The 14,996-nt window shown below is 64.2% G+C and carries 17 protein-coding genes; 2 read left to right on the top strand and 15 right to left on the bottom strand.

Annotated elements, in window-relative coordinates; genetic code table 11:
- The first annotated feature begins 51 nt into the window (after positions 1-51).
- Both AC1Q6X_RS12445 and AC1Q6X_RS12440 read left to right on the top strand, forming a co-directional pair.
- Positions 52-1,230, top strand: coding sequence for a pyridoxal phosphate-dependent aminotransferase (locus tag AC1Q6X_RS12445; protein ID WP_492497300.1), 1,179 nt, complete (start codon positions 52-54; stop codon positions 1,228-1,230).
- Between the two features lie 41 nt (positions 1,231-1,271).
- On the top strand, positions 1,272-2,375 hold the full coding sequence (locus tag AC1Q6X_RS12440) for an HD-GYP domain-containing protein (RefSeq protein WP_492497298.1): 1,104 nt from the start codon (positions 1,272-1,274) through the stop codon (positions 2,373-2,375).
- A gap of 38 nt (positions 2,376-2,413) precedes the next feature.
- On the opposite strand, the gene AC1Q6X_RS12435 is transcribed toward AC1Q6X_RS12440, so the two are convergent.
- The 15 genes from AC1Q6X_RS12435 to AC1Q6X_RS12365 form a co-directional block, all read right to left on the bottom strand.
- Positions 2,414-2,878, bottom strand: a complete 465-nt coding sequence (locus tag AC1Q6X_RS12435) for a nuclear transport factor 2 family protein (protein WP_492497296.1) — start codon at positions 2,876-2,878, stop codon at positions 2,414-2,416.
- A gap of 236 nt (positions 2,879-3,114) precedes the next feature.
- A complete protein-coding gene (locus tag AC1Q6X_RS12430) occupies positions 3,115-3,774 on the bottom strand; it encodes a DUF2625 family protein (RefSeq protein WP_492497294.1) in 660 nt (219 codons plus the stop codon).
- An 88-nt stretch (positions 3,775-3,862) separates the two neighbouring features.
- Positions 3,863-4,765: an alpha/beta hydrolase gene (locus AC1Q6X_RS12425; protein ID WP_070220242.1), complete on the bottom strand. Its 903-nt coding sequence runs from the start codon at positions 4,763-4,765 to the stop codon at positions 3,863-3,865.
- A gap of 103 nt (positions 4,766-4,868) precedes the next feature.
- A complete protein-coding gene (locus AC1Q6X_RS12420; RefSeq protein ID WP_492497292.1) occupies positions 4,869-5,285 on the bottom strand; it encodes a hypothetical protein in 417 nt (138 codons plus the stop codon).
- A gap of 644 nt (positions 5,286-5,929) precedes the next feature.
- Entirely contained in the window at positions 5,930-7,000 is a 1,071-nt protein-coding gene (locus AC1Q6X_RS12415) for a tetratricopeptide repeat protein (RefSeq protein ID WP_070291535.1), read from the bottom strand.
- Positions 7,001-7,017: 17 nt separating this feature from the next.
- Positions 7,018-7,920, bottom strand: a complete 903-nt coding sequence (locus AC1Q6X_RS12410; RefSeq protein WP_070291534.1) for an ExeA family protein — start codon at positions 7,918-7,920, stop codon at positions 7,018-7,020.
- Positions 7,921-9,699, bottom strand: coding sequence for a pilus (MSHA type) biogenesis protein MshL (mshL, locus tag AC1Q6X_RS12405; protein ID WP_492497455.1), 1,779 nt, complete (start codon positions 9,697-9,699; stop codon positions 7,921-7,923).
- 38 nt (positions 9,700-9,737) lie between these two features.
- Positions 9,738-10,133, bottom strand: a complete 396-nt coding sequence (locus tag AC1Q6X_RS12400) for an MSHA biogenesis protein MshK (protein WP_121669835.1) — start codon at positions 10,131-10,133, stop codon at positions 9,738-9,740.
- Positions 10,118-10,801, bottom strand: coding sequence for a hypothetical protein (locus AC1Q6X_RS12395; RefSeq protein WP_492497289.1), 684 nt, complete (start codon positions 10,799-10,801; stop codon positions 10,118-10,120). The genes AC1Q6X_RS12400 and AC1Q6X_RS12395 overlap by 16 nt, the downstream gene beginning before the upstream one ends.
- A complete protein-coding gene (locus AC1Q6X_RS12390; protein ID WP_492497287.1) occupies positions 10,801-11,460 on the bottom strand; it encodes an MSHA biogenesis protein MshA in 660 nt (219 codons plus the stop codon). The genes AC1Q6X_RS12395 and AC1Q6X_RS12390 overlap by 1 nt, the downstream gene beginning before the upstream one ends.
- Positions 11,457-12,416 carry an agglutinin biogenesis protein MshI gene (locus AC1Q6X_RS12385; protein ID WP_492497285.1) on the bottom strand — a complete coding sequence of 320 codons (960 nt, stop codon included), beginning with the start codon at positions 12,414-12,416 and terminating at the stop codon, positions 11,457-11,459. The genes AC1Q6X_RS12390 and AC1Q6X_RS12385 overlap by 4 nt, the downstream gene beginning before the upstream one ends.
- Before the next feature lie 130 nt (positions 12,417-12,546).
- Positions 12,547-12,981: an agglutinin biogenesis protein MshP gene (locus AC1Q6X_RS12380; RefSeq protein ID WP_492497283.1), complete on the bottom strand. Its 435-nt coding sequence runs from the start codon at positions 12,979-12,981 to the stop codon at positions 12,547-12,549.
- Positions 12,982-12,986: 5 nt separating this feature from the next.
- On the bottom strand, positions 12,987-13,907 hold the full coding sequence (locus AC1Q6X_RS12375) for a prepilin-type N-terminal cleavage/methylation domain-containing protein (protein ID WP_492497281.1): 921 nt from the start codon (positions 13,905-13,907) through the stop codon (positions 12,987-12,989).
- Entirely contained in the window at positions 13,904-14,470 is a 567-nt protein-coding gene (locus AC1Q6X_RS12370; RefSeq protein WP_121669838.1) for a type IV pilus modification PilV family protein, read from the bottom strand. The genes AC1Q6X_RS12375 and AC1Q6X_RS12370 overlap by 4 nt, the downstream gene beginning before the upstream one ends.
- Positions 14,457-14,993: a pilus assembly FimT family protein gene (locus tag AC1Q6X_RS12365; protein WP_070220266.1), complete on the bottom strand. Its 537-nt coding sequence runs from the start codon at positions 14,991-14,993 to the stop codon at positions 14,457-14,459. The genes AC1Q6X_RS12370 and AC1Q6X_RS12365 overlap by 14 nt, the downstream gene beginning before the upstream one ends.
- Positions 14,994-14,996: the final 3 nt, after the last annotated feature.

Genomic DNA, 14,996 nt, shown 5'->3' with positions numbered 1-14,996 from the left:
TGCGCTAGAATGGGAAACGATTCCACTTTCCGCACCGCGACCCTACCGTTCATGAACAGCCCGTCCCTGCCCCACCTGACTCCCACCCTGACCACCCGCTTGCCTCTGGTGGGCACCACCGTGTTTACCCGCATGTCCAGCCTGGCGGCCCAGCATGGCGCCGTCAACCTGGGCCAGGGCTTTCCGGACTTCGATTGCGACCCGGCACTGGTCGAACGGGTCAGCGACGCCATGCGCGCCGGCCACAACCAGTATCCGATGATGACGGGCGCCGCGCCCCTGCGCGAGGCGATTGCCGCGAAGATCGCCAGCCTGTACGGCCACGCCTACGATGCGGGCACGGAAATCACCGTCACGGCCGGCGCCACGCAGGCGCTGACCACGGCGATTTTATGCTGCGTGCATCCGGGCGACGAAGTCATCGTCATCGAACCGGCCTACGACAGCTACCTGCCCGCCATCGCGCTGGCCGGCGGCGTGCCCGTGCTGGTGGCCATGCAAGTGGGTGAACAAGGTTACAGCGTGCCGTGGGACAAGCTCGCTGCCGCCGTCAGCCCCAAGACGCGCTTGATCATCATCAATACGCCGCATAACCCGACGGGCACGATTTTGCGCCCGGCCGACGTGGCCGCGCTGGCCGACATCGTGCGCGGCACGCAAATCCTGATTTTATCGGACGAAGTCTACGAGCACATGGTGTACGACGGCGTGCGCCATGAGTCGCTCGCGCGCCACCCTGAACTGGCGGCGCGCAGCTTCATCGTGTCCAGCTTCGGCAAGACGTATCACGTGACGGGCTGGAAAGTCGGCTACGTGGCGGCGCCCGCGGCCCTGACGGCGGAATTTCGCAAGGTGCACCAGTACAACGTGTTTACCGTCAACACGCCCATGCAGCACGGCATTGCCGGCTACATGGCCGACCCGCAGCCCTACCTGGACTTGCCCGCGTTTTACCAGCGCAAGCGCGATTTGTTCCGCGACGGCCTGGCGGGCAGCCGCTTTACCCTGCTGCCGGCCGACGGCACGTATTTCCAGTGCGTGCGCTACGATGCCATTTCGCAAGAGACTGAAGCGCAGTTCGCCGAATGGCTGACGGCGGAAATCAAGGTGGCCGCCATTCCCGTCTCCGCGTTTTACGCGCAGGGCAAGGAGTCGGGCATCGTGCGCTTCTGCTTTGCCAAGCAGGACGAGACCTTGCGCCTGGCGCTGGAGCGCCTGCGCAGCATTTAACGACAGTATTTCTCCGCCACGGCGGAGTAAAGGATGACAGCATGGTACAGCGTCGCATCGGCCCGGCCGACCTGATTCCCGGCGAACCCCTGCCCTGGGATCTGTTTCTGGCTGACCACAGCGCCGGCCCGCAACTGCGCAAGGGGCAGATCATCACGGACGGTGCGCAGCTGGGACGGCTCATGCAATTGGGCCTGTACGTGGGCACGCCGGAGCAGCCGTCCGTGTTGCGCTTGCTCAATGAAGCGGCGCAGCGCCTGGAGCGCCTGCTGCTGGCCTTGCGCAGCGAAAGCAATGCCGAGCGCGACGTGCGCGACATCGCCCGCGAACTGCTGCGCGCACTCGAACACGATGCCGACATCGCCCTGGCCAGCATCCTGCTCAACCAGATCGCCGGCAGCTACGCCGTGCGCCACTGCATCGAAACGGCCTTGCTGGCCATGCTGGTGGGCCGCAGCATGCACAAGTCCCACGATGAACTCTTATTGATCGGCGCGGCCGCGCTGACGATGAACGTGGGCATGCTGCGCCACCACGACAGCTTCCAGGACCGGCGCGGCCCCCTGAACGACGAAGAAATGCGTATCGTGCGCCAGCATCCGCAGGAAAGCACGGAACTGTTGCGCTGCGCCGGCGTCGACGACGAGGAATGGCTCAGTTGCGTGCTGCTGCACCATGAAAACGACGACGGCAGCGGCTACCCGCAGGGGCGCACGGCCGACGAAATCCTGCAAAACGCCAAGCTGATCGGCCTGGCCGACCGCTATTGCGCGCGCGTCTCGGCGCGCAACTACCGCCGCTCCATCGTGCCCGACCAGGCGCTGCAGCACATCTTCCTCGACCAGGGCGTGCCCATTGATCCGCTGCTGGGGGAACGGTTCGTCAATCTGCTGGGCAAGTATCCGCCCGGTACCCTGGTGCGCCTGCGCAGCGGCGAACTGGGCGTCGTCACGCAGCGGGGCGCCGCCCTCGTGCATCCGCTCAGCGACCCGCTGGGCGCGCCGCTGGCCGCCGCCCAGCTGGCGCAGATGACGCCGCGCGACACGGGCGACAGCCAGTTCGCCATCGTCTCGTCGCTGCATGAAGACGATGCGGGCGTGCACTTCAGCATGCGCCATGTGTGGGGCGATGAAGCGCGGCTGTAGTCTGGCCGGGCAACGCCGGCGGACAGCGCCACCAAATGTTATTTCGCGGTTTTCGGCGGACGGATGCCTGTGTACTGTGCGCTGACGAGCAGCCATTGCTTGTCGACTAGCCGGGCGACGTACCCTGCGCGCATGGCGAAGTTGCGGGCAACCCCTTCCTGATTGACGCGGTAGGACAACCGGGCCGAGATGAGCGCCGTATCGCCAAAGAGGCGCACCGCCGGTTCATCGACCTGGACTTCCGGACTCGGCCGCTTCTGCTCGGGCGCATAGAAGGACAGCATTTTTTCACGCCCGTCCACCTCGCCGACCGGCGATATTTCCACATAATTCTCGGCCGTGACGGCTTTCAACGCGGCTTGATCGAAGCTGCTCTGGGCCTGCGCATGGCGCTGCACCAGGGCCAGCAGTTCCGCATCGGCGGGAGCCCCCTGCGCACCACCCATCGCGCCCAAGGCGCCCAGCAGGCAGGTGGAAAGAAGATATGAAAGGGGTAATTTCATGCGTATGTCATCCTGATCGAGGTCATTGGGAAGCATCCGTTGATGACGGCGCTACCGTCAGCATCGAACACTCGCTTGCGGGCAGCCCATCATGAGGAAACCCATCACATGCTATCGCCTTGCCATTTTCTCGCCCATGCCATTGCGACAAACTGCTGGATCCGGGGATTGAAACGCCATTCCACCGCCTCGGGATGCGCATGGCGATGCTTTCAGATATGCCCGCAAGCCCTGCCTCAGCGCGCGTCGGGCAACTTCTGTTGCAGATCAAGGTTGAGCGCCCACTGCTCTTCCACGGCAATGACGCGCCGCGAACTGGTCTTGAGCGAGCCCTCTTGCGTCCACAGAAATGGATAAAAATTCAGGCATAGCTCGCCGGGCAAGGGCAATTCGGGCAATTCGTCAAAGTCCTCCGCGTCGCCAGGCTGGCGGCCGTAAAACTGCCGTAACTGGCGCGTAAAGGCCCATTGTACAAACGTCGTGAAGCCGATCTCCAGCGCTTCCCACTCCAGCGTCTCGGGAGCCAGGTAATACATATTGCCCTGGTCCTCCCCGAGTGCGCCGCCATTGATGGCAAAAAATCCGCCCAGCACGTCGTCGGCGACCAGCAGAAAACCGTCGGCCTTTCCTTTGTTCCAGGCAGCGATATCCCGGCCCAGCCTGGCATGTCCCGACCCCAGTATGCGCAGCCAGCCGTCATCCACCAGGATGCCCCCCGTTTCATAGGCTATCGCCCCCAGGGGAGAACGCGTGGTGACCTGCAGGCTCAGCAGCACATCCTCCCTGCCGGCCGCGGGCGGCAGCAATTCCACCGGCAAGTCGGCCTCGCTGGCCCATTGTTTGATCAGCGGAAACGCCGGGTCTTCGCTATCGAGTAATTCATTCAATGTACGCATGTAATCTGACCTTATCGATGACCGCTTCCGGCGGTCGGAATGTGCACGGCGACGCAGGCACTGTCTGGCGGGCGGGACCCGGCACCGTTCATTTTGCGGACGTCAGATACGCCCGCAAACCATGCGTGAGCACAAAAGGAAACACGCTCGCATGGTCTTCGTCCTCGAACACGCGCAAACGCGTTTTCAGATTCGGAAACTTGCGCGATTTCAGCTTGCCGTCGAATTCGCGCACGTCGGCCACCATGTCGGCGTCTTCCTCGGAGCGCGAACGTTTCTTGCCTGCCGCTAGCTTTTCCAGGCCGCCGATGCCGAAGAACACGGAAGCTGGCAAGTCCTTGTGGCTGGCGGCATACGCCTGCTCGCGGTCGAACATCACGCCAGCGTCGTACCACAGCGACGGACTGCCAAGGATGTAGTGCTCGAAGGTGCGCGGTTCCGTCAGCAAAAATTGCAGGCCCAGCAGACTGCCGTAGGAATGGCCGATAAACACCTTGCGCTGCATATTCACGCGATAGTTACTGGCGATAAAGGGAAACACCTCGCCCGCGATGAACTGGCCATACGCCTTCGCTTCGCCGAACGCCGGCTGCCGCCCCGGCATGTCCGAGCGGTAATCGTGCTTGCGCGGCGTGGTCGGCGTGTAGTCGCGGCGGCGGCTGTACACCCCACCGTCGCCGTTGGCGTACGACAGGCCGATCACCACCACTTCTTCCATCCCGGCATGCTTGTTCAGGCGCTGCGCGATATTGCGCACGACGGGAAACGCATAATTGGCATCGACGACGAACAGCACCGGGTAGCGTTTATTCCCCTGCCGATAGGAGTCGGGCAAGGCCACATACACCTGGTAGTCGCGCTTCAAGGTTTGCGCATGGATGTCGCGCACTTCCGTATTCTCCAAAACGTAACTGGCAGGGGCGGTGGCGGGGGCGGCATGGGCATTGTTGAGCAGGCAGCAGAGTGCGAGCAGCAGGCTGAGGGATTTCAAACGGGGTTCCTTGACGTAGTCAGTGATGGCGCGATGATATCAACAATCTGAAAAAGAAATGACACTGTTCCAATCATGCCAAAAATACATCCGCACTACAATATCAAAACTCGCCCTCCATGAGCAAGTCTTCCGGCAAGGTCTCTGGCATGAGGGCCAGCAGCGCTGGCGGGATATATTGCACGGCTTGCCGCTCGTCTTCCGCCAGACATTGAAAATCGACGATGAAATGCGCGATATGGCTCAGATACTGCTCGACCAGTTTGCGATACGGCTCGCTGACAAGTTCTGCCTTCAACTCCAGCAGCGTTGCATGGGCGCGCTGGAGGAAAATAGGGATCACGTAATAGTTCTTGCTCAGGAAAAGGCCCGTCACCTGGTTGACATGGCACACCAGCGCATACGTCGGGCTGGCCATGCGGTAACACTGGTCCGGACAAAGGCGCGGCGAATTGATATGTTCCTGGTAGCGCCTGATTTCCCGGCGCGCCTCTTTAGCCCCCTCGCGTTCATTGCGCATGGCGCGTCCTTTCAATCTTGTTCACTAGCAATATCCGCCACATGCAGGGGGTGGAACGCGAGCAGGTCGCCATAGCTGGCCACCGCATGCTGCGGATGGTTCGCGATGGTGCCGCTGTAGCAGCGCATCGCGTACCGCGGCCGGGGGCGGCTCGATATCCGTCAAATAGCGGGAAAGCCAGACGGCGTCTTCCAGGTAATAGCCCTGTTCGGCAAACGCGGGAAACGGCTTGTCCTTGAAACGCTCCCAGTGTCCCGCCCCGTCATCCCGCTGCGCGCCCCAGCCACAGGGCAAGTCATGCAACTCTGCCAGCAAGTCATCTCTTCGTATCATGTCTGTCAGACAGACAATCTTGACTGAACTCAACATCGTTTCAGTTGAGGCCGCGTGAAATTGCCAATCCCCTTCGGGGACACCAGCACGATGGGAGCGCCGTTCAAGACCTCCGTGGTCGTGAAGCAGGCGGTATTCGGGGCATCGGGGAATTTCCAGGCAGCGCTCATCTTGTCTTGTCCACGGATTCATCCGTTCCAGGCAATTGCCGTGGCGGCGGCTGTGGATAGCGCCAGCAACGCTGCCGACAGGAGAAGCGTACGTATCGTGCCCGCCCCGCTTGCCAACGGCGGCGCCGCAATCGGCCGCACTTACTTGGCCGCCGTCAACTGCACCAGCTTGCGCTCGACAAACGCCTGCAGCTGCGGCGACAGGGTTTGCAAGCCCTTGGCGCGCTCGAACGCCTGGCGCGCCTGGGCCGGATGGTTGTCCGCTTGCAAGGCGATGCCAAGACCCATCCACCAGACGCCGTTGTCGGGCGCCGCCTGCAGGGCCAGCTGGTAGTGCTCGGACGCTTCGCGGTAGCGCTGCTCGCGCTGCAGCACGCCGGCCAGGAAGGCGTGGTATTCGCCGCTGTCGGCGGCGTACGGCAAGCTGCGCATCAGGGTGTCGAGCGCGGCCGCTCCGCCGTTGGTCTTGTCCAGCTGCAGACGGGCCAGCATCATCGCTTGCGCCGGCTGTTTCGGGTCCAGTGCCAGGCTCAGCTGCAGCTGGCGGGCCGCCTCGTCGGGACGCTGGGCTTCGAGCAGCAGGCGCACCAGGGTTTCGCGCGCGCCCTGGTGGCGCGGGTCCAGCTGCAGGGTCTGCTGCAAACCGGGCAACGCTTCGGAGACGCGGCCATCCTGCAACTGGGCCAGCGCGCGCCGGTATGCATTCTCCACGCGCTGCTGCGCAGTCACTTGCTTGCCGTCGATGAGGCGTTCGCTGGCGGCGGGCGCTGCCGTCCTTACAACGGGCGCAGCGGCAGGCTTGGCGGGTTTTTCCGTGACGCGCCGCATTTCGGCGGGCCGCGCCCTGGCGGGCGCCGGGGAAGCTTCCTCGGCCTGGGACACGGGTTCGGGCTCAACCGCCGGGGCGGACACCACCGGCGCAGGCGCTACGGCGACAGGCACAGGAACGGGCACTGGAACGGGTACCGGGACAGGCGCCGGAAGCGGGTTGCTGGCCACATTCACCAGCACGGGCGGCACGGGCGGGCGCTTCAGGTAGACCCAGCCCAGGGCGATGGCCGCCGCCGTCAGGCCGGCAGCGCCGCCGAAGATCAGCGCGCGCGGCAAGCCCCGCTCGCGTTCGGGCACGGAGCGGATGCCGGCCGCGTCGCCGCGTCCATCGGGAGTGCCGCGCGCATCGAGGTCTTGCAACATCTTGTTAATCAGGCTCATCTACAGGCTCATCTTCGTCATCGGTTCAATAAAGTCCAGCTCACGGCGCAGGCGGCGGCCAGCACGCCGGCGCCAGCCAGCCATGGCCAAGGCTTCCGCCACAAGCGCGGCTTGCTGGCCAGGGTATCGCTGGCGGCCAGCGCCACGTGGCGCCCGCTGACCTGCTGCCGCCCTTCGCCATACGCCACCATCAGCGCCTTGTGCGCCATGATGTTGATCAGGCGCGGGATGCCGCCGGAAGCCTGGTACAGCTTGCGCACGCCGCCCCGGCTGAACAGACGCGCGCCATCGAAACCGGCCACGCGCAGACGGTGCGCCACATAGAAATCCACGTCGTCGCGCGACAACGGTCCCAGGTGGTAGTGAAAGGTGATGCGCTGCGCCAGCTGGCGGATTTCCGGCAGGGCCAGCTTGACGTCGAGTTCGGGCTGGCCGAACAGCACGATTTGCAGCAGCTTGCGTTTTTCCGTTTCCAGGTTCGTCAGCAGGCGCAGCGCTTCGAGGCTGTCGACGGGAATCGCCTGCGCTTCATCCAGACACAGCAGCACGCGCTTGCCTTGTGCCGCCAGGTTGAGCAGGCGCAAGTTGAGGGATTTGAGTAGCTGGTGCTGATCCGCATCTTTCTCCAGCAATACATCGAGGTCGTCCGCCAGCGCCAGGATCAGCGATCGGGGCGGCAGGTTAGGATTCGGGATATAGGCCGTGACGAAATCCGGCCCCAGCGATTGCATGAACTTGCGGCACAAAAAGGTTTTACCAGTGCCCACTTCGCCAGTGATCTTGATGAAGCCCTCGCCATTGCGCGCCGCCACCAGCAAGGTGTTGAGCGCCTTTTGCGACTGCGGGCCGTTGAAAAAGAAACTGGTATCGGGCGTGAGGCCGAACGGCGCCTCGCGCAAGCCGAAATGGGCCTGGTACATTTAGCGCCGCTCCGACGGCCGGCGCGGGTCGAGCGCCTCGATGCGCTTGCCCGAATCGAGCAAGTCCTCGTTCCAGCTGTTGGCGCCTTCGACGATGGTGGGCTTGATCAGCACCACCAGTTCGCGCTTCTGGATCACCTGTCCCGTGTTGCGGAACAGCGCGCCCAGCACGGGAATATCGCCCGCGCCCGGCACCTGCGAGCGGTCCGAGGTCGTGGCTTGGCGCATCAGGCCGCCGATGGCGACGATGCGCCCATCCTGGCTGCGCACCATGCTGTCCATCTCGGACGTGCTGGAGGCGGCCAGCGGCAGTTTCAGCGAGCCGGCGCTGCCCAGGTCGATTTCCTTGCTGATGGTCGACACCTGGCTGACGGACGGGTGCACGTGCAGGATGATGTTGCCATCCGCATCGATCTGCGGCGTCACGTCCAGCACCACGCCGGAAAAGAACGGCTGCAAGGTCACGTTGGGGCTGGTGGTGGCGCCGCTGGCCGTCGTATTCGTGGTGGTGGACACGCCCGTCACGTAAAACTCGTCCGTGCCTATCTTCAGCACGGCCTTCTGGTTGTTCATGGTGGCGATGCGCGGACTCGACAGCACGTGCACGGAGCCTTGCGATTCCAGGAAGGAAATCATGGCGGCAAAGTTGGCCGTCTGGAACGCCAGACCGAACATGGAGCCGGCCGCCGTCGCCGCCGAACTGAGGCCGAAGCCGCTGCTGGCCGTCAGGCCGCTGCCATTCGTCATGTTGGGCGGCTGGCCGCCGTTGAACGGCAGCGGCGCCAGGCTGCCGCCCGGCTGGATGAAGCCCGTCGAGATGCGGTTCGTGTGGCCGCTCTTGATCGAGGCGAACGAGGCCCAGTTGATGCCCGTCTGCGTGTTGTCGTTGAGCTCGACTTCGAGGATTTTCGCTTCGAGGATCACCTGGCGGTCGACGGACAGCTGCGTGGCCTTCAGATACATGTCGACGTTGCGCAGCTCTTCCGGCATGGCGCGGATGACGATCACGCCCGACTGCGGGCTCAGCACCACTTGCCGGCCGCCCTCGGTGCTGCCGACGATGGCTTCCAGCGCCGCCTTCAATTCCGGCCAGAAGTCTGCCGTCGACGAGGTGGTGAGGTTGCTGCTGTCCAGGGTGCGGCCGCCCTGGCCGCCATTCGTCTGCTGGTTCTGCTCGCTATTCTGGTTGTTGCCCTGGTTGCCATTGCCGCCCGAACCGCCCGAACTGGTCGAACCGACCGAGCCCACCGAGGTCGACGACACGCGCAGGTTGGAACTGCCCCTGCGCGCGCCCGTCAGGTAATTGACATGGAACAAGCGCGTCTGCATGGTTAGCGGCTTGATGTAGATCTGCGTGCCTTCGACCTTGTAGTCGTAGCCGTACAGCTCGCGCACGGCGTCGAGCGCCTGGAACAGGGTCACGTCCTTCAGGTTGGCCGAAATCGTGCCGCCGATATCGGGATGGACCAGCATGTTGTAGCGCGTGCCGGCCACGATGGAGGTGAAGAACTGGCGCGCCGGCACATTGTTGAAGGCCACGTTGAAGCGCTCGTCGAGCGCGGCGCGGGCCTTCGGCAATTGCTGGGCCAGGGCCGCCACGGGCGGCAGCAGCGCCGCTTCCACGGCATCGGGCTGGGCTGCCGGCGTGGTGGTGGCCGCCGCGCCCTTGACGGCGTCGCTAATCGCATTATAGGTATCGCGCTTGACGGGCGCGACATTGCAGCCGCCCAGGCCCAGGCTGACGCTGACAAGCGCCGCCATCGTGCTGATCTTGAACATGCTCGCCTTGTGTTGATTGAATTGCTTGGCCACTTCTTCTACTCCTGCTTGCGGTCGGTCTTGCTGTCGGTCTGAGGCGGTATCTTGCTGCCCGGGTACAGCTTGAAGGTTTCCAGTGTTTTGCCACGCCGCAATAATACGGCCGTGTCGCGGATCTCCGTCACCACGGCGTCGCCCACCTTGCTGCCGACCTTGACTGTCTGGCCATCGATGACGGCGAGGCGGCGGCCGCCCGGCTGGGTGGAGATGAGCACCGATTGCAGGCGCGGCTGCGCGGGCGCGACGGGAGCGGCGCTGGCGGGCGCCCACAGGGCCGCAGGCGGGCGCGTGGGGTCGTCCAGCGCCTGCGCCTGCACGCCGCTGCAGGCCAGGCACAGCGCCAGGAGCGGCGCCCAGCGGCGCGGCGCGCGGCCGGCGGTCACAGTGCGATCCATGTGTCATCCATGCTGAGGGTATATAAAGTCAGGGTCAGCGTCGCTTGCGGGTAGATTTCGGCCTCCAGGCGGGCCTGGCCCCAGAAGACCCGCGTCGGCATCGCCTGCAGCGCCTGCATGTACTGCAGCATGTCGGCATAACTGCCCTGCAGCACCACTTCCACGCCATGCCGGTGCAGCAGGGGCGCCGGGGCGCTTGCCTTGGCGGCGCCGTCGCTGGACGCTGCGGCTGCCGGGGAAGCGCCCACGCCACCTCCAGACAAGGTTTTCAGCGCGACCACGCGCAGGCCGGCATGCCGGCGCAGCAACTGTTCCAGCAGCGCGACCATGCGTTCGGGCGCCACCAGGCCGTGCTGCTTCTGGCGCAGCTGCTCTTTCATTCTCGCCCCTTCCGCCAGCAGGGCCGCCAGACGCGCGCGCGCATTCTGGTCCGGGTCCACTGCGTGCGCCAGCATGGTCAGTTCGATTTCCTTGGCGATCGCTGCCTTCTGGTTTTGCTTTTGCGCAATGCTCGCATGCAGCGCCGCCCGTTTCGCGAACAGCGGATTAAAGAACAAAAAATAGAAGACGAACAGGAGCGCGGCCACGCCCGCGCCGAACAGCATCAGCCGCTCGCGCCGGCTGAGGGCGTCGAAGGCAGCGGCCCATTTTTTCAGCAAGGGCTGCATCAGTGTTTTCCTCCCGCTGCCGCGGCGGACGCCGCAAGCTGGCTTGATGATTGCAAGCTGAAAGTCACATACGGCACCGCCGGTGCCTTGCCTTCGGTGACCGCCGGCACCGGCGGCTGGCCGATGTCGAGGCTGGCGAAGCTCTTGCCTGCCAGCATATCCTGCTGGCCCAAACGCGTGATATACGCGGGCAGCAGCGACGCGCGCAAGGCGCGGCCCTGCAAGCCGAGTTCACTGCCGGCACCGGCGATATTGATGTTCGTCAACCATACGCCTTCCACCTTGGCCTGCGCCAGCGCGCGGAAATAGCCGGCAAAGCCCTGGGTATTGCCCAGTTCGCCACTGGCCAGCACGGCCGACGCATCCAGCAGCAACTGGCGCTGCGCCTCGGCTGCCGCGACTTCCTGCGCCAGCGCCGGATCTTTCTTGCGTGGCGGAAAATCACGCAAGGCCTGGTCGCGCCTGGCCTCTTCTTTTGCCAGCGCCGCCTGGACATCCGCGTCCTGGCGCTGCAGTTCCGTCAGCGAGCGCTGGCCCAGCACGCACAGCAGCAGCAAGCCCAGCGCCAGCGCACCGAGGCAGGCGCCGGCGGTGCGCGCCGACATCTGGTGGGTCGTCTGTTCGAACTGGGGGTTGAACAGATTGATCTGCTGGCTCATGCGCCCTTCCCTTCGCTCTTGCCCGGGAGCATGCCCCCCTCGCGCAAGGCCGCGCCCAGCGCCAGGAAGTAGCGCGCCTGCATGTCCGGCTCGCGCAAGGCGGCAACCCGGGAAAAGTCGAACACCTGATTCAGGTCCAGCCGTTCGACCGGCATGTACAGATTATCGGCCAGATAGCCGTGCAAGCCATCGCTGGCGCCCGTCATCAGCATCAGGCGCGAGAGCGAAATGAAGTGGAACTGGCGGTCGAAGTGGTCGAACGAGCGCTGCAGCTCCAGGGTGACACGATCGTAATACTGGCTGGCGTCGGGCGAGTGCAATTGCGGCAAGGTCACATCGATGCGGCGCGCCTGGTACAGCTCGCCATTGAAACTCATGGTCAGCAAGCCGCCGTCGCCATCGAAGGACAGCACGGCGATGCCGCGCCCCGGCGTTTCCAGCAGGGTGGCGATATTGCGCTGCGCCATTTCCGGGATATCGATCACGGACAGGCCGATCTTGCATACGCCATATAGTCCCTGGCGCCGCGACACGGCGCTGTTGCGCGCGGCGACGGCAAACACGCTGCTGCCGCGCTGGGTGCCGTTCGGGTCGCCGGGGATGTCGAACACGTCGATGGTGGCCTCGGCCAGGGGAAAGTCCAGCATGTCCTTCAGGCGCCAGCCCACGGCCGTCTTCAATTCCTCGCGCGGCACAGCCGGCGCTTCCAGCGACAGCAGCTGGTACTCGCCGCCGGCCAGCACGGTACTGCAGTGGCGCGCCGCGGCCTGCACTTCCTTGCCCAGCTTTTCCAGCACTTCGGCCGACGCGGGCCGTTCCGCCGCCTGGTAACTGGCGCACAGCACGCGCGGCAGGCCGTCGGCGGGACGCTCGACAACGACGGCGCTGACACCTTCGCGGCCAAACGCCGTCGCCAGCCAGCCATCGTATTTTCTTGCTCTTGCGAATAAACCCATGCGAACTATCCAGTGTAAGTGCCTGCCCGACTTGTCGCGCAGATAATGCATCAAGCCAATTCTAATTCATGAAACCAATTTTGTTGTGTAAAAACAATAAATTAGCGATCTTTTTTTCAAGCAGTTGACCTTACTGCGACAGCACGGCCTGCAGGCGGCGCTGGACGTAATCGGGGTTGTTGCCTGCGTGCGGACATAACGGCTCGGCCGCGGCCGGCTGGTTGCAGGACGTGGCCGTGATGGTCCAGCTGCTCAGTGCGCCCGGACCCGTGGCCTTGACGCACTGTACGCTGACAGAAAAGGAGGACAGCGATGTGCCTGCCGGCAAGGCAAACGACACGGAAGGAGCGCAGTTTCCATCGATCAGCTGGCTGTACACGCCCCACTCGATGCCGGCGCGCGCGGCCTGCTCGGCGCGCACGCCCTGCACGTCCATCGCCGATTCAACTTGCTGCAGGGTAAACACGTTCACCATCACGGCGCCCAGCCCCGCCAGCACCACCAGCAGGAAGATGGCCGTCACCAGGCTGAAGCCGCGCATGCGGCGGGAGGGAAATATTCTCATGGCGCTCATGGTGTGTTACTGACCTGTACCTGCTGCACCAGGCGCAGCGTGCCGGTATTGCTGTTTTCCGCGCCGAGGCTCAGGACGATGCTGAGCAGGCCGCGCGGCCCGTTCTTCAACACCCCATAGGTAAAACAGCCTTCGGGGGGAGCCTCTGTTTGACCAGACTGCGTCACCGTGTTTTTCAGGATTTTTTGCGCCAGCAGTGCGCGCACGGGGGCCGTTGACAAAGGCGCCGCCGCCGCATCGAGCGGCTGCGCCGCCTGGATGACATAGCCGGAATAACGCATCAGGGTACCGGCCTGCGGATCGCAAACATAGCTGACAGGCGTCGTCACCACCTGAAAACGGTGCGATGGCGAGGGGAACTTCAGCGGCGCCTGCGCGAGGAAGGGATTGCTCTTCAGGGTCACCAGCGTGCCGCTGACGGCATCGACCTGCGCCAGATTGCAAATGCCGGCGTTGACCGCACAGCCGTAGGCATCCGGCAGGTTGTCGCCCATATTGTAGACGGCGATAAAGTCGCCGGGCGCGATCTCCGGCGCGCTCCCGACGACGGTAAATTGATTGGCGTTCGCGCCGGCGGCGACGGGATTGAAGGCCAGCACGGCTCCGAGACCCGGTGCATCGTCCTCGGACAGGTAGCGGCCGCCCGATTTCGTCAACAGCAACTCCAGGTATTTCCCGTCCGCGCTGACGCGCACGCTGTTCGGCAGGGCAAGACGCACGTCGCGCGCGATGCGCCGCGTGGCGGTATCGGCCAGGTCGGCCAGATCGGCGCGGGCATTGGCATCGATATAACCTTGCACGGGCAGGCGGATGAACATGGCCACCATGCCGCCGATGATGCCCGTGATGACGATCACGATGATCATCTCCACCAGGGTAAAGCCGCGCGCGCGGCGCCGGAAAGAAGAGGTATTCATGGGATGCTGTTCGGCGCGTAGCGCGTGCGATAGCCGTCGAGCACGACCTGCTGCTTGTCGCCATAGGCGACGCTGACCTGGATATGCAGCACCTTGGGCGCCGCGATGCCGTTCAGCGCAACGGTATTGATGCTCACCGTCGCCGCATACTGGCCGGCAAGCGCTGAGAACGGGTTGCCGGCCACATCCGTGGTGTATGTCGAGGTTCCGCCGTCGCTGGCCACGTAATCATTGACGTTGTCGTAAGGCCGCTGCGTGGTGGCGCCCTGTATGCCAAACGCTTCCTTCGTGGCGCAACCGGCCTCGCCGGTCGCCGTCTCGGCTGCCGGGTCGTCCACTGCGCAATAAGTGAAGCGCGCGCCCTCGATTTCGTCGAGCATGCCTTGCGCAATGGCCAGCGCCTGCTTGCGCAGCTGCGGGTCGACGCTATTGCGCGTCGTCAAGCTCATCACGCCAAGGATGGCCGTCACCGCCACGCCCACGATGACGATGAAGAGCACCAGTTCGATCAGGGTCACGCCGGCCTGGCCGCGCCTGGCGGCACGGCGCCTAGCGGTACACATAGCCGGTCTCCGGTGCGACGTTGACCTGGTATTGCTGCCCGCCCGCAACCACGGTCAGCACCAGGATAGTGGAAAAATCGCCGTACGCCGCGTAATACGGGCGCCCCAGCGGGTCAAAGTAAAACCCCGCGCCGCCCGTCAGCGTAACGGCCGCAGGCCATCCTTCGCACAGCCAGTTGCTCCTGTCGCTGCAAGCGAGCAGTGTTTCCTTGCTGCCGCTGTTCGTGCCGGCGGGTGGCACCACCTTCTGCTCATCGCTGCAAGCGGCATCGAAGCACAGCGCCACGCTTTTGCCGTCGATGCGCACAAACACGGGACGGTTTTGCGCCACCGCAAGCTTTTGTCCATAGCGCACGATACTCGCCACCTGATCGCTGGTACTGCGCGCATCAAAGGCATCGCGCTGGAAAAACCGCGAAACGGCAAACGTGGCCAGCAGGCCGGCGATCACCAGCACCGCGACCAGTTCGATCAGCGTGAAGCCGCGCGCGCGGCGCCGCAGCCTGGGCCGCGAGAGCGTCATACG

Source organism: Janthinobacterium sp. GW823-FHT06H09 (genome assembly GCF_058794735.1).
The sequence above is the reverse complement of the archived record's forward strand: the minus strand, read 5'-3'. Positions and strand labels throughout refer to the sequence as shown.